The organism is Roseobacter denitrificans OCh 114, assembly GCF_000014045.1.
Lineage (GTDB): Bacteria > Pseudomonadota > Alphaproteobacteria > Rhodobacterales > Rhodobacteraceae > Roseobacter > Roseobacter denitrificans.
The window spans coordinates 3,512,667-3,538,889 of the sequence record NC_008209.1; the positions used below are offsets into that span (position 1 = coordinate 3,512,667).

The 26,223-nt window shown below is 61.1% G+C and carries 22 protein-coding genes; 10 read left to right on the top strand and 12 right to left on the bottom strand.

The annotated features are described in order from the left end of the window. Positions 1–60: 60 nt before the first annotated feature. On the top strand, positions 61–849 hold the full coding sequence (locus RD1_RS16780; protein WP_011569736.1) for an IclR family transcriptional regulator: 789 nt from the start codon (positions 61–63) through the stop codon (positions 847–849). Positions 850–1,021: 172 nt separating this feature from the next. On the opposite strand, the gene RD1_RS16785 is transcribed toward RD1_RS16780, so the two are convergent. Continuing rightward, a complete protein-coding gene (locus RD1_RS16785) occupies positions 1,022–1,570 on the bottom strand; it encodes a MarR family winged helix-turn-helix transcriptional regulator (protein ID WP_011569737.1) in 549 nt (182 codons plus the stop codon). Positions 1,571–1,738: 168 nt separating this feature from the next. On the opposite strand from RD1_RS16785, the gene hmgA reads away from it, so the two are divergent. From hmgA to RD1_RS16805, 4 genes are all read left to right on the top strand, one after another. Continuing rightward, positions 1,739–3,088, top strand: a complete 1,350-nt coding sequence (gene hmgA, locus RD1_RS16790; protein ID WP_011569738.1) for a homogentisate 1,2-dioxygenase — start codon at positions 1,739–1,741, stop codon at positions 3,086–3,088. Between the two features lie 5 nt (positions 3,089–3,093). Continuing rightward, on the top strand, positions 3,094–3,729 hold the full coding sequence (maiA, locus tag RD1_RS16795; protein WP_011569739.1) for a maleylacetoacetate isomerase: 636 nt from the start codon (positions 3,094–3,096) through the stop codon (positions 3,727–3,729). A gap of 10 nt (positions 3,730–3,739) precedes the next feature. Further along, positions 3,740–4,990, top strand: a complete 1,251-nt coding sequence (gene fahA / locus RD1_RS16800; protein WP_011569740.1) for a fumarylacetoacetase — start codon at positions 3,740–3,742, stop codon at positions 4,988–4,990. A gap of 437 nt (positions 4,991–5,427) precedes the next feature. Continuing rightward, on the top strand, positions 5,428–5,967 hold the full coding sequence (locus RD1_RS16805) for a cytochrome b (RefSeq protein WP_011569741.1): 540 nt from the start codon (positions 5,428–5,430) through the stop codon (positions 5,965–5,967). A gap of 198 nt (positions 5,968–6,165) precedes the next feature. On the opposite strand, the gene RD1_RS16810 is transcribed toward RD1_RS16805, so the two are convergent. The 4 genes from RD1_RS16810 to RD1_RS16825 form a co-directional block, all read right to left on the bottom strand. Then, complete coding sequence (locus tag RD1_RS16810) at positions 6,166–7,293, bottom strand: aminodeoxychorismate synthase component I (RefSeq protein WP_044033231.1); 1,128 nt, start codon at positions 7,291–7,293, stop codon at positions 6,166–6,168. A gap of 2 nt (positions 7,294–7,295) precedes the next feature. Continuing rightward, entirely contained in the window at positions 7,296–7,589 is a 294-nt protein-coding gene (locus tag RD1_RS16815; RefSeq protein ID WP_011569745.1) for a Dabb family protein, read from the bottom strand. Between the two features lie 364 nt (positions 7,590–7,953). Further along, on the bottom strand, positions 7,954–10,668 hold the full coding sequence (metH, locus tag RD1_RS16820) for a methionine synthase (RefSeq protein WP_011569746.1): 2,715 nt from the start codon (positions 10,666–10,668) through the stop codon (positions 7,954–7,956). After that, the gene (locus RD1_RS16825; RefSeq protein WP_011569747.1) at positions 10,665–11,708 is read right to left on the bottom strand and encodes a homocysteine S-methyltransferase family protein; all 1,044 of its coding nucleotides are present in this window, start codon (positions 11,706–11,708) and stop codon (positions 10,665–10,667) included. The genes metH and RD1_RS16825 overlap by 4 nt, the downstream gene beginning before the upstream one ends. A 390-nt stretch (positions 11,709–12,098) precedes the next feature. On the opposite strand from RD1_RS16825, the gene RD1_RS16830 reads away from it, so the two are divergent. Then, complete coding sequence (locus RD1_RS16830; RefSeq protein WP_050759101.1) at positions 12,099–13,052, top strand: DMT family transporter; 954 nt, start codon at positions 12,099–12,101, stop codon at positions 13,050–13,052. A gap of 98 nt (positions 13,053–13,150) precedes the next feature. Here the strand turns inward: RD1_RS16830 and RD1_RS16835 are convergent, their stop codons facing one another. Both RD1_RS16835 and RD1_RS16840 read right to left on the bottom strand, forming a co-directional pair. After that, a complete protein-coding gene (locus RD1_RS16835; RefSeq protein ID WP_011569750.1) occupies positions 13,151–13,465 on the bottom strand; it encodes a carboxymuconolactone decarboxylase family protein in 315 nt (104 codons plus the stop codon). A gap of 157 nt (positions 13,466–13,622) precedes the next feature. Continuing rightward, positions 13,623–16,295, bottom strand: coding sequence for a molybdopterin-dependent oxidoreductase (locus tag RD1_RS16840; protein WP_011569751.1), 2,673 nt, complete (start codon positions 16,293–16,295; stop codon positions 13,623–13,625). Between the two features lie 114 nt (positions 16,296–16,409). Here RD1_RS16840 and RD1_RS16845 point away from each other — a divergent pair, with 114 nt between their 5' ends. Then, on the top strand, positions 16,410–17,114 hold the full coding sequence (locus RD1_RS16845) for a response regulator (RefSeq protein WP_011569752.1): 705 nt from the start codon (positions 16,410–16,412) through the stop codon (positions 17,112–17,114). Here RD1_RS16845 and RD1_RS16850 read toward each other — a convergent pair. After that, positions 17,087–19,867: an ATP-binding protein gene (locus RD1_RS16850; protein WP_044033232.1), complete on the bottom strand. Its 2,781-nt coding sequence runs from the start codon at positions 19,865–19,867 to the stop codon at positions 17,087–17,089. The genes RD1_RS16845 and RD1_RS16850 overlap by 28 nt on opposite strands. Between RD1_RS16850 and torT the strand changes: the two genes are divergently transcribed. Next, positions 19,845–20,855, top strand: a complete 1,011-nt coding sequence (torT, locus tag RD1_RS16855) for a TMAO reductase system periplasmic protein TorT (protein WP_011569754.1) — start codon at positions 19,845–19,847, stop codon at positions 20,853–20,855. The genes RD1_RS16850 and torT overlap by 23 nt on opposite strands. Before the next feature lie 36 nt (positions 20,856–20,891). On the opposite strand, the gene RD1_RS16860 is transcribed toward torT, so the two are convergent. Genes RD1_RS16860 through RD1_RS16875 form a run of 4 tightly spaced genes read right to left on the bottom strand, consistent with a single transcriptional unit; the run spans position 20,892 to position 24,186 of the window. Next, positions 20,892–21,857 carry a YeeE/YedE thiosulfate transporter family protein gene (locus tag RD1_RS16860; protein ID WP_011569755.1) on the bottom strand — a complete coding sequence of 322 codons (966 nt, stop codon included), beginning with the start codon at positions 21,855–21,857 and terminating at the stop codon, positions 20,892–20,894. A gap of 15 nt (positions 21,858–21,872) precedes the next feature. Continuing rightward, positions 21,873–23,330 (bottom strand): dihydrolipoyl dehydrogenase, encoded by a 1,458-nt coding sequence (locus RD1_RS16865; RefSeq protein ID WP_011569756.1) that lies wholly within the window; start codon positions 23,328–23,330, stop codon positions 21,873–21,875. Between the two features lie 31 nt (positions 23,331–23,361). After that, positions 23,362–23,634 carry a glutaredoxin 3 gene (gene grxC, locus RD1_RS16870; RefSeq protein WP_011569757.1) on the bottom strand — a complete coding sequence of 91 codons (273 nt, stop codon included), beginning with the start codon at positions 23,632–23,634 and terminating at the stop codon, positions 23,362–23,364. Between the two features lie 51 nt (positions 23,635–23,685). Further along, positions 23,686–24,186 carry a YkgB family protein gene (locus RD1_RS16875; protein WP_011568548.1) on the bottom strand — a complete coding sequence of 167 codons (501 nt, stop codon included), beginning with the start codon at positions 24,184–24,186 and terminating at the stop codon, positions 23,686–23,688. A 137-nt stretch (positions 24,187–24,323) separates the two neighbouring features. Between RD1_RS16875 and RD1_RS16880 the strand changes: the two genes are divergently transcribed. Further along, positions 24,324–24,920 carry a TetR/AcrR family transcriptional regulator gene (locus RD1_RS16880; protein ID WP_011568549.1) on the top strand — a complete coding sequence of 199 codons (597 nt, stop codon included), beginning with the start codon at positions 24,324–24,326 and terminating at the stop codon, positions 24,918–24,920. Positions 24,921–25,179: 259 nt separating this feature from the next. Beyond that, positions 25,180–26,223, top strand: coding sequence for a PLP-dependent cysteine synthase family protein (locus tag RD1_RS16885; protein ID WP_011569758.1), 1,044 nt, complete (start codon positions 25,180–25,182; stop codon positions 26,221–26,223).

The window sequence follows — 26,223 nt, forward strand, 5'->3', positions numbered from 1 at the left end:
ACAAATATCTAGATAGAAAAGCCGATCCGGTCGAACATGCGTTTCACCAGGTGGAATGCGATGACCAAGTTGAACCGCTCTGTCGAGCGCAGCATGAAAATACTCGAAGTCGTTTCCGGTAGCGGCGTGACGTCACTGGCTTTTTTGGCCGAACAAACCGGACTGCCGAAGCCCACGATCATGAGAATCTGTGCCACTCCGGTCAACCAAAGGTGGCTCACGCAAAGCCGAAGCGACAGCCGATACAGGATCGGGTCGCGATTTCCGCGCCTTGGCGCTGCGCCGGCCGCGCTCGACGCTCTGGTCGAGGCGGGCAGTTCGGAAATTGTCCATTTGTCCGAAGAAACCGGTGTCGGTGTGGATCTTGCAGCAGCAATCGGAAACGGGCGCGTCGAAATCGTCGACACAACCCGAAAATTCTCCGAACATGGTATCTTTCCCGACTGTATCGGCTACCGGCCATCGCCGTTTCGCTCGGCTTTGGGATGCGCGTTTCTGGCAGCACTTGGCGCGGATGAAAGGGCTGAGGTCGCCGCCAAACTGGCTGTGAACACCAAGGGCAAAGACCGAGAGGCCGCCTTGCGCCTGCCAGACAAATTAAGGGAGATCAGGACAAAGGGATATGCCACGCGCGAATACGGATATTGGGGCCGCGCAGTGGATTATGGCGGCATTCCAAATGCGATCAGCGTGGCCATGCGTGCTGACGGGCGCGCCATCGGGGCGCTCAGTCTGGTCTGGCTGGCCGAGAGAAACAGCGTTGAGGAGGTCGCCGACGCATATCTTGAGCGGCTCACCGAAGCCGCAGACGCCATAGGTCGGCACTTTGCCTCCGGCGCTGACATTTAGGCCCTGATGCCGCCTTGCGCTTGGATCAGGGGCTTCCGTGCCTCAGACCACACCGCGCCCGGTTGCTTTCCAGCGCTTTCCAAGGGCCGACGCACCACTGATGTTTCCTTGCGACGCAATCGCACCGGTGACAACGGCTGTTTTGCCAGTGCCTTCAATCTTTTCGTTTTTCTTAGTGCCCTGCTGGGTCACTGGAGGCACGCGCGCGCGGCTTATCGGCACCATTGCGCAGTGTCTTTGAGGCTTCATCGTCCACCTGCGGCCGGCGCGTCGCGCCCGGCTGCCCGTCCAGAACATCATGCAGGCGCTCCATCAGCGTGTTCAGCTGATCCCGCTCGGCATCTGAAAATGCGCTCATCAGCGCCTCTTCAAACGACAGGGCCGCTGGCACGATCCCGTTGAACACATCCAGCCCGGCCTCAGTCACTTCGATCTCGACAAGGCGGTGATCGGCATCGCAGGTGGTTTTTACCAAAAGCCCCGCCTTTTCCAGCTTGGTTACCGCACGGCTGACGCTCGGTTTGTCCAGATAGACACTGTCGTGAATTTCGCGAACAGACATCTTTTCGCGCCGCGCAACATGGACCAGTACCCGCCACTCCGGCGTCGAAAGCCCGTATTCCGCGCCATAGACCTTCGAGAGCATCTTGGAGACGCGCGATGACAGCACCGACAGTTTGTAAGGCAGGAATTCAGACAGGTTGAAATCACTTGAGGTCATGTAAATCCGCCACCTTCGATTTCGTTGCATATGAAATGATCTTGACTCATTCTGGCACGGAATGGTAATCGTTGCAAGTGAAACGAATTTGACCCACCCGTCAAAGCCGGTTTAAACGCACCGTCACTCGCATCGGTGCCGACCACATAAAACGTGAGGAGACATGCCATGAAAGACCTAGATATCGCGCCTCTTGTCCAGGCTGATGGCGGGCTGACGAATCCTGGCTACATGCCCGGATTTGGCAATGATTTCGAGACCGAAGCCCTGCCCGGCGCCTTGCCTCAGGGCATGAACAGCCCGCAAAAATGCAATTATGGGCTATATGGCGAGCAGCTTTCCGGCACCGCCTTTACCGATGTGCGCCCCGAGCGCACGTGGTGTTATCGCATCCGCCCGTCGGTCAAGCACTCCCACCGCTATGAGAGGATTGACCTGCCGCATTTCCGCTCTGCGCCCGACATCCATCCGGATGTGACGTCACTGGGCCAATACCGCTGGGATCCGATCCCGCATACGGATGAGCCACTGACATGGCTGACGGGCATGCGCACCATGACGACGGCGGGTGATGTGAACACACAGGTGGGCATGGCCTCCCACGTTTATCTCGTGACCCAATCCATGCAGGACGCCTATTTCTTCTCTGCGGACAGCGAGATGCTTGTCTTGCCCCAGGAAGGCCGCCTGCGTTTCGCGACCGAATTGGGGATCATCGACCTTGAACCCAAGGAAATCGCGATCATCCCGCGTGGTCTGGTTTACCGTGTGGAATTGCTGGACGGGCCTGCGCGCGGCTTTGTCTGTGAAAACTACGGCCAGAAGTTCGAACTGCCGGGCCGCGGCCCCATCGGTGCCAACTGCATGGCCAACCCGCGCGATTTCAAGGCACCGGTTGCCGCCTTTGAGGACCGCGAAGTGCCCTCAACCGTCACGGTCAAGTGGTGTGGGCAGTTTCACCAGACCAAGATCGGGCAAAGCCCGCTCGACGTGGTGGCCTGGCACGGCAACTACGCGCCCTACAAATACGATCTGCGCAATTATTGCCCAGTCGGTGCGATCCTGTTTGACCACCCCGACCCGTCGATTTTCACGGTTCTCACCGCACCTTCTGGTCAACCCGGCACGGCGAATATCGACTTTGTGCTCTTCCGCGAGCGCTGGATGGTGATGGAGGATACCTTCCGCCCGCCTTGGTATCACAAGAATATCATGTCCGAGCTGATGGGCAATATCTATGGCGAGTATGACGCCAAACCGCAGGGTTTTGTGCCCGGCGGGATCAGCCTCCACAACATGATGCTGCCCCATGGCCCTGACCGCGAAGCCTTTGAGAAAGCTTCCAACGCCAACCTCGGCCCGGACAAGCTGCACAACACCATGTCCTTCATGTTCGAGACCCGCTTCCCCCAGCAACTGACCCAGTTCGCGGGCAAGGAAGCGCCGCTGCAGGACGATTACATCAATTGCTGGGCGGACATCGAAAAGAAATTCGACGGCACGCCGGGCAAGAAGTAAGCGCCATGCTGACGCTCTATTCCTATTGGCGATCCACCACATCCTACCGGGTGCGGGTGGCGCTGAACCTCAAGGGGCTGTCTTATCGGACAGTCCCGGTGGACCTTGTGGCGGGCGATCAGCGCAGACCGGATTACGTGGCGTTGAACCCGGTCCAAGGGGTGCCCACACTGGTGCTGGAGGACGGCACCGCGCTGACGCAATCGCTCGCGATCCTCGACTATCTGGATCACGTCGTGCCTGACCCCGCCCTGCTGCCAAGCGATCCCCTGCTTCGGGCCAAGGTGCAGGCGGCGGCGCAGATCATCGCGCTCGACATTCACCCCGTGAACAACCTGAAGGTCATGAACCGCCTGAAATCCGAACACGGGGCGAGCGCCGATCAAGGCATCGAATGGATGCGCCACTGGATGACGCAAGGTTTCCACGCCTATCAGGCGCTGCTGCCCGATGGCCCCGCCTACAGCTTCTCGGACACGCCGCTGCTTTGCGACATCTGCCTTGTTGCGCAGCTTTATAACGCACACCGCTGGGGCGTGGACATGACGCCCTTTGCCCGCCTGCTTGAGATCGAAGAACAGGCCCTGAAACTGCCGGCTTTCGATGCCGCACGCCCCGAAAACCAGCCAGACGCCACCTGAAGGACAAACGATGACACAACTTCTCCGCTCTTGGGTCGAAAGCGCCAATGCGCCCGACACCGACTTCCCGCTCAACAACCTGCCCTATGGGGCTTTCCGTGTCGGTGACAGCGACCTGCATGCAGGTGTCGCGATTGGCGCGCGCATCCTCGATGTAACCGCCCTTGTACAGGCCGGTCTGCTTGACCTGCCCGAAACCGGCGTTTTTGCCCGTGGCACATGGAATGACTTCATGGCACTGGGTTCGGATGTCTGGGCCAGTTTCCGTGCGCACCTGACGGCCGCTCTGGCAGAAGGTGCGGCGCAGCAATCGGACCTTGAGCCACATTTGGTTGCCATGGCCGATGCCAAGCTCGAGATGCCCTTCATCGTGACGGAATTCACCGACTTCTATGCGGGACGTCACCATGCGTTCAACGTCGGATCGCTGTTCCGCGATCCGGCCAATGCCCTGCCGCCCAACTGGTTGCATATCCCGATCGGGTATAACGGTCGCGCATCGTCGGTCGTGGTCAGCGGCACGGACATCACCCGCCCCAACGGACAGTTGAAAGCACCGGACGCGGAGATGCCGGTGTTCGAGGCGTCCAAGCGCTTCGATCTGGAACTTGAGATGGGCGCGATTGTTGGCAAGCCCTCGAAAGGTCGCGTCAGCGTGCAAGAGGCCGACGACATGATCTTCGGCTACGTTCTTCTCAACGACTGGTCCGCGCGCGACATTCAGGCCTGGGAATACCAGCCGCTTGGCCCGTTTCAGGCCAAGGCAACCGCGACCACCATCAGCCCGTGGATCGTGACCAAAGCCGCACTTGAGCCCTTCCGCGCCTCGACCCCGCCGCGCGAAAAGGAACTGCTGCCATACCTCGCAGAAACGGGCCCGATGCTCTATGATATCGACCTCGAAGTGGGCCTCGCCCCAGAAGGCAAATCGGAAACCATCCTGTCGCGCACGAATTACAACGTGATGTATTACTCCGCAGCCCAGCAACTGACCCACCACACCACCAGCGGCTGCCCGATGCGGGTTGGCGATCTGCTCGGTTCCGGCACGATTTCCGGCCCTGAAAAGGAAAACCGCGGCAGCCTGCTGGAACTGAGCTGGGCGGGTAAGGAACCGCTGACGCTGGACACGGGCGAGACCCGCACGTTTCTGGAAGACGGAGACACGCTGACCCTGCGCGGTGCCGCCAAAGGCGACGGATACCGGATCGGCTTTGGCGACTGCACAGGCACCCTGCGCCCAGCATCCGCGCTGGATTGAAACGACGCGCCGACCCGCGCGACGCCGTCCGACGAGACAGTGCTCGGTGGTCGCAAGCCCACCGCGCGCTACCCGTTTAACAAACCCGCATGACGCCGACTGGCCATGCAAAACACACAGTGCAAGAAGGAAAGGAGGCAAGGAACAATTACAAAGCCGACGTTTTCCCGGCGGCATCTCGCGAGTTGGGTCTTAATGAGAAAAGAACCATCATCAGCGCGAAAATTCATCAGATGATGGCGGCTTGCGCCAACCTGCTTTTGTGCGGGGGCTGTTTCCGCATCGCCACACGAACCACCGGATTACACGGCCCTGAACGAGGCCATCGCCACATCGGTTTTCGCTATGCGGCGGATCTTGAGCCACAACCAAGCGCGCGCGTATCACGCGACCCCGCGCCACCAACGACACACCTAATTCGAAACAGAGGAGCCAGAATGCCACGATTTTTCGACACCCCTGAACGGTACAGCCTCATTTCCCGGAGCCTCCATTGGGGCATGGCCCTGCTCTTCGCGATGCAATTTGTCACCTCGGCGACCCGCTGGGCCCTGCCCCGCGAAGACCCCATACGCGAATTTTTCTGGGCCTATCACGCACCTATCGGCACCACGCTGTTTCTGCTCGTGCTGTTGCGCGGTCTCTGGGGGCTGATCAACATGCACCGCCGCCCTGCACATGGCTCAGGCCTGATCGGGCGCATGGCACGTGTGGGGCATCTGGCGATCTATGCGCTTATGGTGATTGTTCCCACACTCCGCCTGATTGCCGCGGCAGGCAGCACCCGAGGCTTCAGCTATCTGGGCGTTGAAATCTTTGCCGCGCGTGAGACTGAAATCGCGTGGATGGATGCAATGGCCGAATGGCATGGGGAACTGGGCTGGATCCTCGGCCTGCTCGTTCTGGGCCATATCGCGATGGCGGTCGGCTGGCATCATTTTATCAAACGCGATGGCACCTTGCAGCGTATGACCTGAGCGATGCCCCTGTCACAAAGGTCAGGCAGCACACACTGAAGCGCCATGCGAAAAACCGCGATCACGTAACGCTGCCTGAAATCAAGGATTGCAACGCGTTACGTGATACCTGATGTTTCAGGTGCTTCATCAGACGCTCTAAGCCGCTGATAACAGGCCGCCTTGCGCCGGATGCGCGGTTCAATCACGATGCAGCCGTCAGACAGCATAGCGGGATTTCAGGATCGCTTCCGCGTATTCGTCACCCACGCTGCTGTCATGGACGACCCCGCCCCCGACGTTGAGCGTGGCCGTTCCGTCCTCGTTACAGATGACTGTCCTGATGGCGACGTTAAATTCCATCGCACCATTGGGGGCAATCCAGCCGATCGAGCCGCAATAGGCACCCCGCGCCCCGTTCTCAAGCGCGCGGATGATCTGCATCGCCCTGATCTTTGGCGCGCCGGTGATCGAGCCGCAGGGAAACAAGGCCTCGAATATATCATGCAGCGTGGTACCGGGTAAAATCTGCGCAGTGACGCGTGACGTCATCTGGTGCAGGGTGGCATAGGTTTCAACCTTGAACAGGTCCGGCACCTTGACGCTGCCCACCTTGGCCAGTTTGCTCACATCATTGCGCAGCAGATCGACAATCATCAGATTTTCCGCCTGATTCTTTTCAGAGCCCCGCAGCCATGCCCTTTGCCGGCTGTCCGCTTGCGGGGTGGCTCCGCGTGCGGCGGTTCCCTTCATCGGCTTGGTTTCAAAATGGCCACTGTCGTCGATGGTAAAAAACAATTCAGGTGAGCGGGACAACAGCACAGGCCCCCCCAAATCAACGAAAGCGCCATGCGGCACCGGTTGTTTGGCACACAGATCCCGGTAAAGCGCGATCGGCGGCGCGTCATATCGGGCGGTCAGCGGAAAGGTGAGATTGGCCTGATAAACATCACCGGCCGAGATGAAATCCTGAACCGCGCAAAAGGCGGTGTTGTATTGTGCTTCATCCCATACAGGTTCCAGATCCCGCAGGCGCGCGGGCACCTGCGGGTGATCAAACTGGGCCTGGGATGGCGCCTCAAAAACACCGAAACACAGCAGCGGCACGGTTCGGTTGTCCGGCATCAGATCGCTCAGTTTATGCGAAAACACATAGCCGAGCTCATAACTGGCATATCCCGCCAGCCAATGACCTTGCGCCCTTGCCTGCTCCATCGCGGCAAAGGCTGCGGCCACGTCTTCGGGCGCATCCGCGCGGATCGTTTGAATAGGATCGACAAATGCGCTGGCCCCCGCGAGCGGGCCATTGTCAAAAATCACCTGTCGTGGGGCAGCACGGCTGGCCAAGTTCAGAAATCCGCCGCGATGCGCAGATCACGCAGGGGCCGCACGATGTCGATGGCCTTGAGGTAGAGTGGATGTGCCTTGTAGGCCGTCAAATCCTCATTGCTCGCAAACTCCGCATAGACGACAACGTCGACTTCGCCCGACAGTGCGTCATCACGAGTGTTCTGGCGCACCTCGAAAACCTCCGAGTGCGGGATATCCGCCAACAGCGATAACCCGTCGATAATACGAGGTAAATCCGCCTTATCCTTGGCGCTGAAAAAGACGACATGTCGAATGTTGGGACGGGGTGGCATAACATCTCCGAATGGTTCTTGAATCGCTCACCGACTGGCGCAAGCCTTAGCTGCAACAGGCGGGCACTTCTAGGGTAAAACCCCGGTGCAACCTGCCGTCCGGGCCCACAAAGATGCGGCCATTTGTCCCCCGAATGTGGCACCCTGTTTTCCAAGCGATGGCGTCCCTTTTGCTTTCATCAGAACCGGCCGCGTTTCGGGTGCGTCTGCGTGTCAAATGATCGACCCTCGCACATGCCCGATGACACTTGCGCCCCGCCCAGCAGGCAGAGGTGTGCCGCGCGCGGACACCTTCAAGCGATCACAAACACCCTCAGCTTACGCTTTGCCCGTTGAAATCGAACGGCAAGGAACGACACCCCGTTCATTCAGCGGCAACAGCAGCGACCGGGGTCGGCGTATAGTTCAGGATGGGGGCAAGCCACCTTTCCGCCTCCTCCATCTCCATGCCTTTGCGCGCGGCATAATCGGCCACCTGATCGCGTTCCACCTTGGCCACGCCAAAGTAGTAGGCCTCCGTATGGCCGATATAGAGCCCTGATACAGACGAACCGGGCCACATGGCCATGCTTTGTGTCAGTTCGACCCCGGTGTTGGCTTCGGCGTCCAGCAGGGAAAACAGGGTCAGTTTTTCCGTGTGATCCGGTTGGGCCGGGTAGCCGGGCGCAGGGCGGATGCCGCGATAGGGCTCACCCACCAGTTCATCCGGGGCAAACCCTTCGTCGGGCGCGTAAGCCCAGAGTTCGCGGCGCACCCGCTGGTGCAGCATCTCGGCCATGGCCTCGGCAAACCGGTCCGCCAGCGCTTTGACGAGGATCGATGAATAGCTGTCGTTTGCCTCCTCGAACCGCTTGGCGATCTCGACCTCCTGCGGGCCTGCGGTGACGACAAAACCACCGACGTAATCCGGCGTCCCGACAGGCGCGACAAAGTCGGACAGGGCCAGATTTGGCCGCCCGGGGCGTTTGGCGTGTTGCTGGCGCAGGGTATGCAGCGTGGCCAACTGCGTGTCCCGGTCCTCGCTGGTAAAGAGGTGAATGTCGTCACCATGCGCATTGGCCGGCCAGAACCCGGCGACGGCGCGGGGGCCGAACCATTTCTCGTCAATGATCTGTTTCAGCATGGCCTGCGCATCGGCGAATAGCGCGCGCGCAGCCTCGCCCTGCCGTTCATCCTCAAGGATTTTTGGGTAAACGCCCTTCAATTCCCATGTGCGGAAAAACGGCGTCCAGTCGATGTATTTCGCAATCTCTGCGAGGTCCCAATCCTCAATCACGCGGGTGCCGGTGAAGGTCGGCGCGGGCACGGTGTAATCGCTGAAATCAATCTTCATGGCGTTGGCCCGCGCGGCGGCCAGCGGCACACGCTCCTTTGCCCGTTCGGAGCGTTCATGACGCTCGATCACGCTCACATATTCCTCGCGAATGCCCTCCATGTAGCCATCGCGGCTCTCGGGGTTGAGCAACTTGCTGACCACACCCACCGCACGGCTGGCATCCAGCACATGAATCGCCTGATTTTTGGTGTAGCGCGGGGCAATCTTGACGGCCGTGTGTACCTTGGATGTGGTCGCCCCGCCGATCAGCAGCGGGATGTCATAGCCCTCCCGCTCCAGTTCGCCGGCCAAATGTACCATCTCGTCAAGGCTCGGCGTGATCAGACCGGACAGGCCGATGATATCCACGTTTTCCGCCTTGGCGACTTCGAGGATTTTCTGCGGCGGGACCATCACGCCCAGATCAATGATCTCGTAGTTGTTGCAGGCCAGCACGACGCCCACGATATTCTTGCCGATATCGTGCACATCCCCTTTGACCGTGGCCATCAGGACCTTGCCCGCCGCCTCGCGCCCGTCCCCACCGCTCAGGCGTTTTTCTTCTTCCATGTAGGGCAACAGAACGGCGACCGCCTGTTTCATGACACGGGCGGATTTCACCACTTGCGGCAGGAACATCTTGCCCGACCCAAACAGATCGCCAACCACGTTCATCCCCGCCATCAGCGGCCCTTCGATCACATGCAGCGGACGCTCGGCCTGCAATCGCGCCTCTTCGGTATCGGCGTCGATAAACTCCGTGATCCCGTTGACCAGCGCATGTTCCAGCCGCTTTTCAATGGACCATTCCCGCCATGCCAGATCGCGCACCTTTTCCTCGCGCGCACCGTCCCGGAAGCGTTCGGCCATGTCAAGCATCCGCTCCGTGGCATCCTCGCGCCGGTTGAGCACCACGTCTTCGCAGGCCGTACGCAGGTCGGGGTCAATCTGGTCATAGACAGCCAGCTGGCCCGCATTGACGATGCCCATATCCATGCCCGCCTGAATGGCGTGATAGAGGAAAACCGCATGCATCGCCTCGCGCACCGTTTCATTGCCGCGAAACGAAAACGACAGGTTCGACACCCCGCCCGACACATGCGCATGAGGCAGGTTCTGGCGGATCCAGCGGGTCGCCTCGATGAAATCGACGCCGTAGTTGTTATGCTCTTCGATGCCCGTGGCGACCGCAAAGATGTTGGGATCAAAGATGATATCCTCGGGCGGAAAACCGACCTCCTCCACGAGGATACGGTAGGCGCGTGCGCAAATCTCGATCTTGCGGGCGGCGGTATCGGCCTGGCCCTCTTCGTCAAAGGCCATAACCACAACAGCGGCGCCATAGGCCAGACAGAGCCGGGCGTGATGGCGGAATTCCTCCTCGCCCTCTTTCATCGAGATGGAATTGACCACGGATTTACCCTGCACGCACTGCAGGCCCGCCTCGATCACCTCCCATTTGGAACTGTCGATCATGATGGGTACGCGCGCGATGTCGGGCTCGGATGCGATGAGGTTGAGGAACTCGATCATCGCCTGTTTGGAGTCGATCAGCCCCTCATCCATGTTGACGTCGATGATCTGCGCCCCGTTTTCCACCTGATCGCGCGCCACATCAAGAGCTGCGGCATAGTCGCGATTGGTGATCAGCTTGCGAAACTTCGCAGAGCCGGTAACGTTGGTCCGCTCACCGACGTTCACAAAGGGAATATCAGGCGTGAGGACAAAGGGCTCAAGCCCGGACAGGCGCAAATACCGGGTCATGCCGCCTGCTCCTTTTCCAACTGGCGCGGCGCAAAGGGGGCGACCGCCTCCGCAATGGCGCGGATGTGTTCGGGCGTGGTGCCGCAGCAACCGCCGACCACGTTCAGCAGACCTTCTTGGGCGAACCCGGCCAGTTGTGCCGCGGTCTCTTCGGGGCCCTCGTCATATTGCCCGAAGGCATTGGGCAGCCCTGCATTGGGATAGGCGCAGGTCAGCGTGTCAACCACGCCCGCAAGCTCCGCCATATGCGGCCGCATCGCGCCCGCCCCTAGCGCGCAGTTCAGCCCTACGGAAAACGGCCGGGCATGGGCCACCGAATGCCAGAACGCCGTCGGCGTTTGCCCCGAAAGCGTGCGCCCGGATGCATCGGTGATCGTGCCGGAGATCATGATCGGCAGGCGGATGCCCTGCGCCTGAAACGCCTCGATCGCGGCAAAAATGGCCGCCTTTGCGTTGAGTGTGTCAAAAATGGTTTCAATCAGGATCAGATCCGCGCCCCCCATGATCAGCGCGCGGATCTGGTCGCGGTAGGCGAGGCGCAAATCATCGAAAGTCACCGCGCGGTAGCCGGGATTGCTCACGTCGGGGGACAAAGACGCGGTACGGTTGGTCGGGCCAACGGCCCCGGCCACGTAGCGCGGCTTGCCATCCAGCGCCGTGGCCCGGTCCAGCGCGCGCCGCGCAACGCGCGCCGCCTCCACATTCAGATCATGGACGGCAGCCTCAAGACCGTAATCGGCCTGTGCAATCGCGGTTGAGGAAAACGTATTGGTTTCAACGATATCCGCGCCTGCGATGGCGAAATCATAGTGGATCTGTTCGATCGCCTGCGGCTGTGTCAGGGACAACAGGTCGTTGTTGCCTTTCTGAGGCAGGTCCGTCGCATGCGCGCAGGGCATGCCGGTTCCATGACCGGTGTAATCATCCTCCCCAAGACCGAGCCCCTGGATCATCGTGCCCATGGCACCATCCATGATCAGGATGCGCTCGCGCGCGGTCGCGCTCAGTGCATTGACGCAGTGATGATCGTGTAAAGACATGGCACCCCCCGAGTTTGGTCGCCGCTGCCTATCAGCATTTTAATTATTAGCATAATTCATATTCTTCAGCTTCATTATGAGTTACTCGCGGATAATCACGGGAGGCTGCCATCTATCCGCCACCGCTGAGCCGCGAAAAACATGGCGGTGATACCTGCTTGCCCCGGATAAACCGCCCTGACGTGTCCGGATGTGAGCCATTCGCTTTTTGCATAGCGGCTTTCACATTGCCCATGTTGACCCAAACCGGGCGGCGGCCTAACTGCGCATCAATGGCAGTGCGCACGATGGCGTCGTGTGCTTTCTGTCCTTACCGCAAATATCCTGAACGCCCGGATTTGGACGGCTCCCGCAGTGGAGCGGTCCCGAAGTGATTGTTGAGGTCCCAAGATGTTCCAGAACCCGTCCCTGCCCGGTCTCCACATTGCTGCACCTGCCAAACCCAATACCGGGATGATCTGCATGATCGTGGCAATGCTGCTGCTTCCTTTGGGGGATACATTTGCGAAACTGATCAGTGAGACACTAAACCCGGTCGGTGTCACGCTCTGCCGTATTCTGGCGCAGGCGCTGTTTCTGGTGCCGGTGGCCTATGTGCTGCGGCACCGTCTGCGCGGGGCGATGTTCTCGCCCGTTGTGGCGCTGTCGGGCGGGCTGCTGATCGTGTCGCTGACCAGCCTGATCAGCGCTTTCGCGGTGATGCCGATCACGACGGCACTTGCGATCTTCTTTGTCGAGCCGCTGATACTGACCATTCTTGCCGCGTTCCTTCTGGGGGAAACCGCCGGACCGCGCCGCCTTGCCGCTGTCGGTGTCGGGTTGATCGGCGCGATGATCGTGATCCGCCCCGGTTTTGACGTTTATGGCTGGGCGACCTTGCTGCCGCTGATCTCCGCCTTTGCCTATGCACTCAACATGATCGTGCTCAAGAAAGCAACCGTGACCCGCTCCGGCCTGACCGTTCAATGTGGCACGACGATCTATGCCGGGCTTGGCCTCATCCTGCTGTCTGCGGGTCTGGGCACGACGGGCATGACGGCGTTCATACCTGCCGCCAGTGATACGTCGACATGGCTGCTGATCCTTTGCGCTGGCGCGGTTGCGGCCACATCCTTTGTGCTGATCGCCGAAGCCTACCGATCCGCAGACGCAACCGCGCTGGCACCGTTTCAGTATCTGGAAATCGTAACCGCCACGGCCCTCGGGTTTCTGGTGTTTGGCGATTTCCCGGACACGCTGACGTGGATCGGCGTGGCAATCATCCTTGGCTCGGGCATCTACATCTTTCACCGCGAGGGACAGTCAGACACCGCAGCACCCCGCCGCAAACGCGCGGAACGCTAAAGGATTCGGCCCCAACGCTAGCCACTCTGTCGCATCGGCCATGGACAATCTGACCTTGAACCGGGCTGCGCATCGCAGCGCCCGGTTCAAGATATGCTTCAGGCTTCGGTGACGTCCGAAATCCATGTGCCCGCCGCAACCGCGCGCGGCAAGCCCAACGGCCCGATGGCCAAAAGAGCAACCTGATGCAGGTCCTGCCGGGCGATGTCCTCTGCGAGACCGCGACGCGCATGCGAATGCACCGCACCTTCGGACCCGGCACCAATTGCAAGGGCCAGTTTGACCAAGCGCCGTTCGCGCGCGCTCAGCTCGCCCGCATTGGCAGTGGCGGCCCCCAGACTGGCATAGGCATCCCAGACCTCCGGATGGGCGGCGGCGAGATTTCCTGCCGCGCCGGGTAGATCGTTGCTCATCTTTTTCGTCCTTTCAGGTTTATCTATCGGGCCTAACGCATGTTTTATTCAACTGCTGGCCCTGTGTTGCTTGCGCCTGTGGCAGCGCGCGTCAGGATCGACGCGCTTTTGACGGGGGCTGGAAAAACCAGCCTCCCGTCTTGTGTTGCACATGCGTTTACTTTGGTGCATCCGAGGCGTTCTGCATGAGATATTCTGTCACCAGAGCCGCCTCGGCTTCGTCCAGACCTGCGCGCGGGAACATGGATGGGGTGATGCCCTTCCACTGCTGCTGGGTAAAGTGGGTCACCTCGCGCGGGGCGTGGCAGACCGTGCAGCGCTCGAAGTAGATCTTCTCGCCCGGGCTCATATCCGCATAAAGCTTTTCGGTCAGCTCATAGAGGCGATCGACACCGATCTTGTCATAGTCAATCGCGGCATAGTCATACTCCTCAAGGATCGCGGGTTTCTCATAGGCGAGGTTCGGCCCCTCCGGGTCCTCGCATTTGCGCATCGAACACAGGGTGGTATTCGCAGTCGTTGCCTGCGCCACACCGGACGAACGCTGTGTCGAGGTCAGGAAGTTCACCAGACCCGAGTTGCACCGCCCCTTGCTGTCAAGCTGCGGCCATGCACCCTCGTAGATCGACACGACACCGGGCATGATCTCGTCGCTGACAACAGCGCCTGCAATCACCGTGCCCCGGTCGTTGTAAAGCTCAACCAGATCACCGTCCTCGATCCCGCGCGCGGCGGCATCCTGCGTGTTGATCCGCACCGGTTCGCGCCCCTGCACCTTGTAAAGCGCGCGCAGGTTTTCCGACTGGTCCATCTGGCTGTGCAAACGGAACCACGGGTGTGGCGAGACCACGTGCAACTGGCCCTCCTTGGCGTTGCCGAGGTATTCGTGCTTTTCCATCCAGATCGGCATGCCGGGCATGTCGTCGATGTCGAGCTTGGCAAAATCCTCGCAGAACATCTCGATCTTGCCTGAGGTTGTGTGCAGCGGGTTGCCTTCGGGATCGTTAAAGAACGCCCCGTGGCGGGTCCATTTGCGCGCCTCTTCCGGCACCTCCTGACGGGCAAAGCCCTTTTCCCAGAATTCTTCGAACGGGGTATGCGCGGCGGCGCTGGATTTCTCATAGGCCCGACGGATGTGATACATCTTGTCCTCGCCATCGGTGAACTGCGCCCACAGACCCAGCGTATCGGCCAGCCCTTCGAAGATCTCGTAATCCGGCAGGCTCTCGCCCACGGGTTCGATCATCTTTTTCATCGCATAGACCTTGTCGTTGGAATAGGTCCCGCCAGAGGAGATATCATCTTGTTCCAGCGTCGAGGCGGCAGGCATGACGATATCAGCCCAGCGTGTCGCCGCGGTCCACCAGACATCCACGCTGACCACGGTTTCCACCTTCTCCAGCGCCCGGATCAGCCGGTTGGTATCCTGCTGGTGGCTCATGAAGTTGTTGCCCGCGTTAAAGACGACCTTCACATCCGGATAGGTATGGGTGTTACCGTTGTAGAACACTTCCTTGCCGGGGTTTTCCAGCATGTCGGTGATGCGGCTCGCCGGGCAGACGGTCTTGACAAAATTCCGCCCCTGGCTCAGGCCCGCCGGGTTCGATTTTCCCGAAGCCGGCATGCCGCCGTTGCCATAGTGCCAGCTGAAGCCGACACCGCAGCCCGGTTTCCCGATCTTGCCGGTCAGTGCGGCAAAGTTGATGATCGCCCAATGGGTCATCTCACCGTGTTGTGCGCGTTGCAGCGCCCAGGCCCCCGCGATATTGGTGTTGGATTTGGCAAAAAGCTCTGCCATCTCGCGGATTTTCGCAGCTTCAATCCCGGTGATCTCCGCCGCCCATTCCGGGGTTTTCGCAACGCCATCCTCCTCGCCGTTGACATAGGCGATCCACTTGTCAGCACCGACCGTGTATTTCGCCATATAGGCGCGGTCCTCAAGACCCTCGGCCAGCACGTGGTTGGCCATGGCACAAAACAGCGCCACATCGGTGTTGGGCACGATCTGGACCCAGTCGGCATCCAGATAGGCGTCAGAGGCGGTTTTCTGCGGGTTGATCGAGATGAACTTCACGCCTGAATCGCGGATGGTTTCCCAATGCGCATACATGCCATGGTCCGCCACGCGGTACTCCACACGGTTGTTCTTGATCGGGTCACACCCCACCAGCACAAAGACCTCGCAGTGATCGCGGATGGTCTCCCAGGCGGATTGGGTCGAATAGACTTCCATATCGCCGATGATATGGGGCAGCGCGACCTGCGAGGCTCCCGCCGACCAGTCGCCAGCGGTCACGGTGCAGCCCCCGATCAGGTTCATCAACCGACCCTGCAGCACGTTGGGGCGGAAGGTGCCCGCGTTGGACCACCCACCGTAGGAGGAACTGAAGATCGCCTCATTGCCGTGGTTTGTGGCCGTGTCCAGCAACGCCTTGGCCGTCAGGCTCCAGGCCGTGTCCCAATCGACACGGACATAGGGTTCCTTGCCGCGCAACTCGGGCTTGATGTCACCGGTTTCCCAGCCGTCCAGATAGGATTTGCGCACCATCGGATAGTTGATGCGAGACTTGTCATAGGTCCGGTCCATCACCCCCGTGGTCAGCATCTCGGTTGGGCGGGCGTCAATGTCCATAATGGTGTTGAGGCCGACAAGCTTGCCGTCGCGCACGACACCTTCAAACGGGCCGTAGTGCGTTGCGTGAAACACACGCCCGTCAAAAGAGTTCGGATCAAGTGCTGCAAGCGCCGTTGTGCCCATCAGGCTGGTTGCGCCAAAAACAGCGGCACCACCTTGCAAAAAGCTGCGTCGGGTCGGTTGGGAAAAGGACATGCCTGCCTCCTGTGAGATTAAGATCTGCCCCCACACTACGATAACGCGAAACCTCAAACCTTGATCCGACGCAAACAGGGTTGTGCGAAAATGTAAGCAAATGTAATAAAAACCATGCCCCAACACATCCTCATCATCGAAGACGACAGAACCACAAGAACAAGATTAGCCGCGTATCTGAGAGAACAGGGATACCGTGTCAGCGAGGCCGAAAACGCCGACACGATGGAACAGATCATCGCCGAAGATCCCCCGGAACTCCTGCTCATCGACATCAATCTGGAGGGCAAGGACGGGCTGACCATCACCCGCGAACAGCGCAGCGTCTCAAGGGTCGGGATCATCCTGCTGACGGCACGCGACGATCAGGTGGACAAGATCGTCGGTCTGGAAATGGGCGCCGATGACTACATCACCAAGCCCTTTGACAAACGTGAACTGGCCGCCAGGGTCAAGAATCTGCTCGCGCGGATTGCCGATATCGGACAGGCCCCGCAAGGCGCAGCACCCGTTGAAGAATTCGGCCCATGGGCCTTTGACCGCATCCGGCGCAGGCTGGTTTCAGCGGCCCGCACCGAAACGCTGACCAAACAGGAATTCGACGTCATGAGCGCGCTTGCCGATCACCCCGGTCAGACGCTCAGCCGGGCCCGGCTGGCCGAAATGATGGGCCGTCGGGCGCTGCGCTCGAATGACCGGATGATTGATGTGGTCGTGGGTCGTTTGCGCAAGAAACTGGAACATGATCCCGCCAATCCCGAATGGATACTGACCGAACACGGTCGCGGCTATCATTTTGTCGATCCCGGCGCGATCTGAAGCTCCGCCGCCTGTGCCGCCCTGTGCAGCACTGATTTTGCCTCCTGTGCTGCGTCTTTCAAAAGGCTGCGCAAGGCCGCGTCCGCGCCGTTTTCTGCCGCTTCGATGCGAGCCAGAACCGCGCACAGGCTTTCGAGCCGAAAATTGGCTGCAGCCCCTTTGAGCCTGTGCGCGCTCTTACGCGCGCTCCCCGGTGGGCCATCAAGAATGGCACCGACGGCACGGGGCAAATCATCCAGAAACTCTGCCACGATCTGCCCGGTGATCTGCGGCCCCAAGTCGGCGGCGTCACCGCACAGGCTGTCCAGAACACCCGCGTAATCGGCGGGCACCGCATCCGTGGTGCCAGCGTCCAGCACTTTGGCCAGGGCGCGCGGTGAGACCGGTTTGGACAGGACCCGCGCAACGCCCAGCCTTTGCCGGTTTTCCGGCGTGTCCTCGATAAGGTGGGCGGTGAGCGCCACCAGCAGCGGAGCATTTTCCTGCTGTGCAAGCGCAGCCGCCACATCCGCCCCGCCCATGTCAGGCAGATCAAGGTCGATCAGGACCAGATCAAAGCGCCCCGCCCGACCTGCTTGCACGCCGGCGGCGCCGGTCTGCGCCACCGTGACGCGACAGCCGAGCCGTTCCAGATACCCGCGCGCAACCATCAGATTGACCGCATGATCGTCAATGACGAGCACATCACGGCGTATGCAGGCGTCACCGAGCGGCGCCTCTTCCTGCACCACCTGTGCGGGATCGCCGTGCAGCACCGGGACGGTCAGGGTGAACCGACTGCCCACGCCGACCTCGCTTTCGATGCTGAGCGCGCCCCCGAGCGCCTCGGTCAACTTGCGCGAAATCGCCAGCCCAAGGCCCAAGCCCTCGATCCCGGCGCGTTTGGCCGCATCCGTGCGCATATAGGCATCAAAGGCATGGGCAATCGCCTCACGGGTCATGCCGACACCGGTATCGGCAACCGTAAAGCTGAGCACGGGCTGCCCCGATTGCGCATCCATGGCGTGATCCACGACCAGCGTTGCCGCACCGTGAGGGGTATATTTCACCGCGTTTGATATCAGGTTCCCGACGATCTGGCGGATCTTCACAACGTCGCCCAACACGACCAGCGGTGCCGGGTTGGACAGGTCCACCACCGCCTCCAGCCCTTTCTGCGCGGCCAGCGACTGCACCTGATGGCCCAACTGCCCGACCAGTTCCCGCAGCGGGAAATGCACCGGATTGCCACGGTTGGCACTGTCTTCGCCGCCAGCAAAATTCAGGATGTCATTGGTGATGTCCAGCAAGTCGCGCGCCGAATTCAGCGCGGTGGCGGTGCGCGCCTTGGCCTCGGGGTCCGTCATATCGGCCTGCAACAGATCGAGCATACCGATGATCCCGTTCAGGGGCGTGCGGATTTCGTGGCTCATCCGGGCCAGAAACTCGGTCTTGCTGCGGTTGGCCGCTTCGGCCTCGGCGCGCGCCGCATCCGAGGCCTGCATCTCTGCCACGACATCGCCCGTGCGCGCGATCACCGCCTCCTCCAGATGCCCCCGCAACCGGGCCGCATCCTGCGCCCGCCGCCGCAGGATGTTCAGCGCTTTTTCCATCCGTCCGATTTCATCATGGCCACTGATCGCAACAGGCTGTCCATATTCACCCCCCGCCACAGCCACGATCCGGCGCGATATGTTCCCGAGTCGGGTGACGAGTTGCCGGCGCGCATAGACCCACAGCAACCCGCCCGCGATGACCGCGCCCGTGATAACCACCAGCAAGCCAAAAAGCATCCATGAGGAGCGCGTCTTGGCCGCTGCAATCTGCGCAAGTCCCTCGGCCTGAACCAGATCGCGCGCCTGCCGCGCGCGCTCGGACAGTGCCGCGATGGTGTTTTGCAACAAGACGCTGTCCTGCGCGATCAGCGCCCGCAGCGCGATCCTGTCGCGCGACGCTTCCGTCAAGCCGCCACTGGCTACGGCCTGCTGTTGTCGCTGCAACAACGCCACCGCTTCCTGCGCCGCCTGTGGGGACGGCAGATAGGCCACACGGCGTTGCGCAAGGGTGATCCCTGCCTCCAGCTCGGTCTGTATCTGTGCCATCTGCGCCAGTGTCGTTATTTCTGGCACCTGCTGAAACTGCAACCGCAAGGCATCCACCATCCGCGCCAGTTCCGTGAGCCGCTCAAAGGCAAAGAAATAGCGATCCGCCAATGCATCGAGTGCCGGGCGCGGGTTGGCCTCCGGATTGTCATAGAGGTCCGCAATACCAGCCGTTATCCGCAGGCGGGACAGGTCCGTCTGCGCCGCGATCAGGGCATCAAGGCGCGCGCCCTCTTGTGCAACTTCCTGCGCCATGCGACGGATTTGTCCCGCCAGCCGCAGTTCCGCATGCCCGTTGGTCGTCATCCGGGCGACGATCTCACGCGCCTGCGAGCCCTCGCTGACCTCATCCGCAGCCACCGTCATCTCGGCGAGCCTCTGCGCGCCTTCTTCGATGTCGCGAACCGTGCTTTGCAGGGCGGTCGCAATCTGCGAGAGGTCACCGCTTGTGTCCGCCTGAACGAAGGCTGCCGCGAGCGATCCCACGACTTCGGTGGATGTGCCAATCCGGCTGGCCAGTTCGATCGCGGGCAGATTGGCTTGGATCAACGCCTCCTGCGTGCGCACCAGATAGCGGTTGACGCCAATCGCGACGAGGCCCACCATGATGGACAAAGCCGCCAAAGCGCTCAGGATTTGAATAAGCCGCGTGTCAAAACTCGTTCGTCGCATAACCGGACACTACGGGGCTACCGGTATCGGCACAATCGCCACATTCTGTCTGGCGCTCACTCTGTCTGTGACGGCCCTGCCACCGTCGGCCGCGGCGCAGGCGCACAAGGTGTTTTGTGCCTTGGTGCCCCATTTCAAGGATGAATACTGGCTCAGTGTCGGCTTTGGCCTTGAGCAGGAGGCGCAGCGCAACAACACAGACATTCTGTTCTTTGAGGCGGGCGGGTATGGCGACCCGGCTGTGCAGATTGACCAGCTTGAGACCTGCGTGACGCGCGGGGTCGATGCGATTTTGATCGGGGCGGTGGCGTCCGATCATAACGGCCTGACAGAGGCGATTGAACGCGCGGCACGGGATGTCCCTGTCTTTGGACTGGTCAACGCGGTGCACAGCGATGCGCTGGCCGGTCGTGTCGGTGTGGACTGGCGCGACATGGGATATCTTCTGGGCCAGCACCTGAGCACGCTGCATCCGGCAGGCTCGCCTGCGCAAACGGCCGTTCTTGTCACCGGCCCGGCCGGGTCCGGCTGGACGGGTCCGCTGGAGGCCGGACTGCGCGAAGGGCTTGCCCGGAGTTCGGTGACGATCCTCGACGTGCTGGGTGCAGATACCGGCCTGCGCCACCAGCTTGCGCTGAGCGAACAGGCGCTGGAACGCCACCCTGGTGCCAATTATCTGATCGGCAGCGCCCCGGCCATCGAGGCCGCGCTCGGTTTGCTGGCAACCCGCCCGCACAGGGACAAACCCGTTCTCGTGGCGACCTATGTCAACCACACGGTCAAACGTGGCCTGATGAACGCCAGTGTGCTGGCCGCGTCTTTTGATGACCCGATGGTGCAGGCCAGAATGGCGATTAAAATGGCCGCTTCCGCGCCCGCGCGCAGTGCGCAGACCCTCGGACCGAAGGTTGTGGTTCTGACAAACAGTGACGATAATCTGACCGAAGTCCGCATGTCGCCCGCTGACTACTTTCCGGCGCTTCAATAGCGCCACTGCGGGGCAACGGACATATTCCCATGTGGATCACGTCCTGCGCCGGATCAGAAACGACAGGCACAAGGTGACGGTCATGGCGGCGTAGGCGGCGATGGCATGCGGCGCCAGTGACGGCAGGCCATGGATCAGCATCGTACCATTGCCGCCGGGGATGATGGCAGCCGATGCGCCCATGATGGCCCCACCAGACAGGCAGCGCGCGCCGCCCCACGCTTTCGGGCGGCGCAGATCAAAATCACCGTACCACCACGCCGCGATGAGGCCCCCGATCACGACCGTCGCGGCACACATCACCACCGGCAAACCATCCGCATGGGCGTCGGGGTGCACAAGACGTTCGGCACGATGCGACAGAAGGCTCATGTAGGTCCAGCTGCCCGCCAAGGTGTAGAGCAGCCCACCACAGACACCAACCACCAGCATTGCCCGATACGGCCCCATGCGCGTGGATGCAGGATCGCGCATGTTGCGCAGCCAGCGGGGCGCGCGCCGATAAAGCGCTACAATCAGAACCACGACCAGCGCGCCCCAGACGGCCAAAGCGCCCATGCCCGGCTGTTCGAGGGGGGAGACGCGCAGCGGCGCGTCATTGCCAGCGCCGGTTCCGAGCGAGGCCATGGCGATGGCCCCGCCGACCATCCCGACAATCGTGAGCCCATAGACAAGGTTACCGCCCGTCAGATGCGCCAGCGTGCCAAGGGCGCAGGCCCGGTTGATCCGCGCGCCAAGCCCGAAGGCAACCCCCGCGAGGAGAACCTGCACCGTCACGGGGTATCCGGCAGACAGCGTCGCACTGGCCGGAAACAGCCAGTGCAAGGGCAAGATCACTGCCCCCGCCCCTGCCGCCGCGACCCCAAAAGCGCGAAAACGTCTGCTGCGGCGTTCAACAATCAGCGACTGCGTTGCGGCAACCGCACAGATACTGCCGCGCCGGATCGCATAGCCGACACAAAACGCAAGCATCAGCAGAAAGGGGGTGAGCAGGACGGTCATGTTCAGTCGTTCTTATCAGCCGCCCGGCCCGCAGTCGATGCAGCGCAGCGGCGGATTGGGGCCAAAATCCAATGTGGCTGCAAGGTTGCGCAGCGCGGTGCGCAGGCCCTCTTCGATCACAGGATGATAGAACGGGCGCTGCAACACTTCGGTAACGGTCAGTTTGCTCTCGATGGTCCAGGCCAGCAGGTGAGCCAGATGCTCCGCCGCCGGGCCTATGATCTCGGCCCCGAGCAACAGCCCGGTTTCGCGATCCCCGTAGACACGCAGCAAACCCTTGTCCTTGCCGATGACACGCGCGCGGCCCTGATCCTCAAAGGAAACCTCGCCATAGGCGAAATCGACACCCGCCTCTGTCAATGCCTTGTGGCCACGACCGGCAATCGCGATCTGCGGGTCAGAAAACACCACGCCGAGGCCCGTGCGGCGCACGCGGCGGTAAACTTCGGGATACCGGGCGGCATTCTCGCCTGCGATCCGGCCTTCATCCGCAGCTTCGTGCAACAGGGGCAGATCAACAGCGGCATCGCCGGTCACAAAGATCGGTGCACCCGTGTCGCTCTTGGTTCGTGCCTGCATGGACTGCGGGTCAATATCTGGCGTGCCGCGCGCATCCAGCACCAGCGAGGTGTTTTCCAACCCGATCCGGTCAAGGTTGGGCCGACGCCCCGTTGCGGCCAGCAGGAAATCGAACCGCTCTTCGCCTGTGTCGCTGGCATCCTTGCGGTTGCGCCACTGCACCACGACCGCGTCACCGTCGCGCGTGATCTTCGTCTCAGCATCAAAATGCGCGGCGAACTCGGCCCCGAATGTGTCACGGGCATAGGCCACCAGATCCGGATCGCTCAGCGGGCCGACGGCATTGCCCATCCCGAAGAGATGCACCCGCACGCCCAGACGCGACAGCGCCTGACCCAGTTCCAGCCCGATCACACCTGCGCCAAAGACGGCAACCGAGCGGGGCAAATCCTGCCAGTCAAACACATCATCGTTGATGATCAACCGATCCACTGCGACCTCGAAGGGGGCCGGCACTGCGGGGCGAGAGCCTGTCGCAATGATCACCGTGCGGGCGCTCAGCCGGGTGCCATCGGCCAGTTCCAAGGTGTGATCATCAACAAACCGCGCATTCTGGCGGATCAGGTGATCGTCCTTGAATTCATCCACGGCCTCCTTGACGAAGCCCACGAAACGGTCGCGTTCTGTGCGCAGCCGGTGCATCACGGCAACGCCATCGACTGTTACATCGCCTGCATGAACGCCGAATTTCGCGGTGTGGCGCGCTTCATGCGCGGCATCTGCCGCCGCGATCAACAGTTTGGAGGGCATGCACCCGACCCTTGCGCAGGTCGTTCCCAAAGGACCTCCGTCAATCAGGGCGATCCTGTCGGTTTGCCTTGCGGCCTCGCGGTAAGCAGCCATTCCGGCCGTGCCAGCGCCGAGGATTGCAACGTCTACGTCATATTCGCTCATTGTTTTGGTCCTTTTGTCACCAGTGTTGGTTTCACGCTGGTTGTTTGATATTGAGCAGCGCGTCGAGGGTGCCTGATGTGTTGAGGGCGGTGAGGTCGCTGTTTCCGCCGACGTGGAAGTCTGCGATGAAGATTTGCGGCACGGTGGTGCGCCCGCCGGCGCGGGCGATCATTTCGCCGCGCCGCTCCGGGGTGATGTCGATGTCGTGGTTCACGAAGCGCACGCCTTTGGCGCTCAGCAGGGCGCGGGCGGCTTTGCAATGGGGGCAATAGCCCTTGGTGTAGAGTGTGATTTCAGGGGGCATGGGGTGTCTCCGGGTCTGCGCCCCCGCCGCATTGGCGGGGGCGGTGATGGGTCAGCTGCGGGCGATGCGGCGCAGGGCGTCACCGGACAAGAACAGCGCGGCGGCCAGCAGGACGATGTCTTTGAGCAGGAACTGGCCCGGCACGACCGATAGCGCGGGAAAGCCGCCGAGGCTCGGCTCGGTCACGGGCGCGGTGAACAGGAAGCTGGCCGTCACAAAGAAGGTCGCCAGCGCGCCCAGGGCCCCCAGCAGCGCCACCTTGGGAAATTTCGCACCCACCACCAGCAGCAGGGCAATCGCGATCTCGGCGGATCCGATCAGGTTCGACGCCCCCTGCAGCGAAAACACCGAATAGAGCCAGCTGGTCAGCGGGCTGGAGGCGACCAGACCCTCGATGGCGCCCGCCTCATAGGCGGTGAATTTCATCGCGCCGATCCAGCCCAGCACGATCGCGCTGGAAAAGCGGATCGCATGGGTGCCCGCATTCGCCACGGTGTCGCCCAGATCGGCGAGGTTCACGGCGGCGGCGGGGGTTTCTGTGACATGTGTCATGATGTGTTTCCTTTCTTGACCGAGTGGTCTTTATTTGGGTAAAGCTGTGCGGCGTCAGTGCCGATGACCAACACCTAGAGATTACGGACCAATCGGTCAACAACTATCTGTTCACAGCTTCGCGAGGACAATGACACATGCAGCAACCCGGGCGCCCGAGGGAATTTGACCCCGATGAGACCCTGTCGAAAATCATGCATCTGTTCTGGGAACACGGCTATGAGGCGACAGGGCTGAGCGACATCACAAAGGCCACGGGGCTGGGCAAGGCGAGCCTTTATGCGGCCTTTGGCAACAAGCAGTCGATGTACCTCAAGGCGCTTGCACATTACGACGCCCGGATGGTGGAGGGGGCGGTGCGCATCCTGCGCGCGCCTGACACGGCCCCGCTGGCGCGGATCGACGGGTTTCTTTCCGCGCCGCTCACCGCCCTGCGCGATCACGCCGACAGCCGTGGCTGCTTCCTGTGCAACGCCTCGGCGGATCGCGCAGCACTCGATGCACAAACGGCAGCCCTCGTGCGCGCAGGCTATGACCGGATGCGCCACGCCATCGCCCATGCGCTGAGCGAGGCACGCCCGGACATGACCCGGGACGCGCGCGCTCAACAGGCGCAACTGATCCTCACGGTCTATTCCGGCCTGCGCATCATGGCCCGCGCCGCCACAAACCCCGAAACCCTGCAACAGGCAAAAGACGCCGTCATGATAAACCTCGGAAACAAAACAGAATAACGCGCAAGGGGGTGGGTTGCTCTGCCCCTGTGTGGTCCCTGCACCCTTCGGTTTCCGTGACTGCATTGAGGCCTGTTGCCGCAGCGGGCAGCCAGCGCACCAGCAGCCACTTCGCGCCCGGCTGAAAACCGAAGCTCACTTGTATCGCGCCGCGACTGGTCATTTTCTGATGCGGTTGATTTCTTCCACGGGCGCGCTTTTGCTTTTGCTCAAATCCATTTAAAGGGGCCAAGGACTGCCGCGCAAAAGGAGAGTTTTAATGGACAATTGGGTCGCCCACGCCATTCGACAGATCAACGCCGATGCGCATCGCTCGGCTGATACCCATCTGTTCAAGCTCCCCTTGCCGCGCCTCACCGGTGTGGACATCTATCTGAAGGACGAGAGCACGCATCCCACAGGCAGCCTCAAACATCGCCTCGCGCGGTCGCTTTTTTTATACGCTTTGTGCAATGGCAAGATCAAAGCGGACACACCCATCGTCGAAGCCTCCTCTGGCAGCACCGCCGTTTCGGAGGCCTATTTCGCGCGGATGATCGGCGTTCCCTTTATCGCCGTTCTCCCCAAAAGCACCGCCCGCAGCAAAATCCGGCAAATCGAGTTTTATGGCGGCAAGGTTCACTTCGTGGATGCCGCACCGCAGATGCATGACGCCTCGGTTGCGCTCGCCGCCTCAATCGGTGGCTATTTCATGGATCAGTTCACCTATGCCGAGCGTGCCACCGACTGGCGGGGCAATAACAACATTGCCGAAAGCGTGTTCACCCAGATGGAACAGGAACCCCATCCCATCCCCGCGCATCTGGTAATGAGTGCGGGCACCGGCGGCACGTCTGCCACCCTGGGCCGTTACATTCGCTATAAGGGCTATGATACGGAACTCACGGTCGTGGATCCGGAAAACTCCGTGTTTTATCAAAGCTACATGACAGGGGATCGCAGTCTGCTGTCGGATAAATCCAGCCGTATCGAAGGGATCGGGCGGCCGAAGGTCGAACTCTCCTTTCAGCCCGGCGTCATTGATCACATGATCGCGGTGCCGGATGCTGCGAGCGTGGCAACCATGCTGTGGCTCGAAGAGTTGATCGGGCGCAAGACGGGGCCCTCCTCCGGAACGAACCTTTGGGGGGCACTGAAGCGCGCACAGGACATGATCAAAGCCGGACGCGATGGGTCAATCGTCACATTGCTATGCGACAGCGGGGATCGCTATCTCGACACCTATTACAATCCGGATTGGGTCAGCCACTGTATCGGGGCCTATCAGGATTATTCCGACCACCTGAACAAACATTTCAAGTGA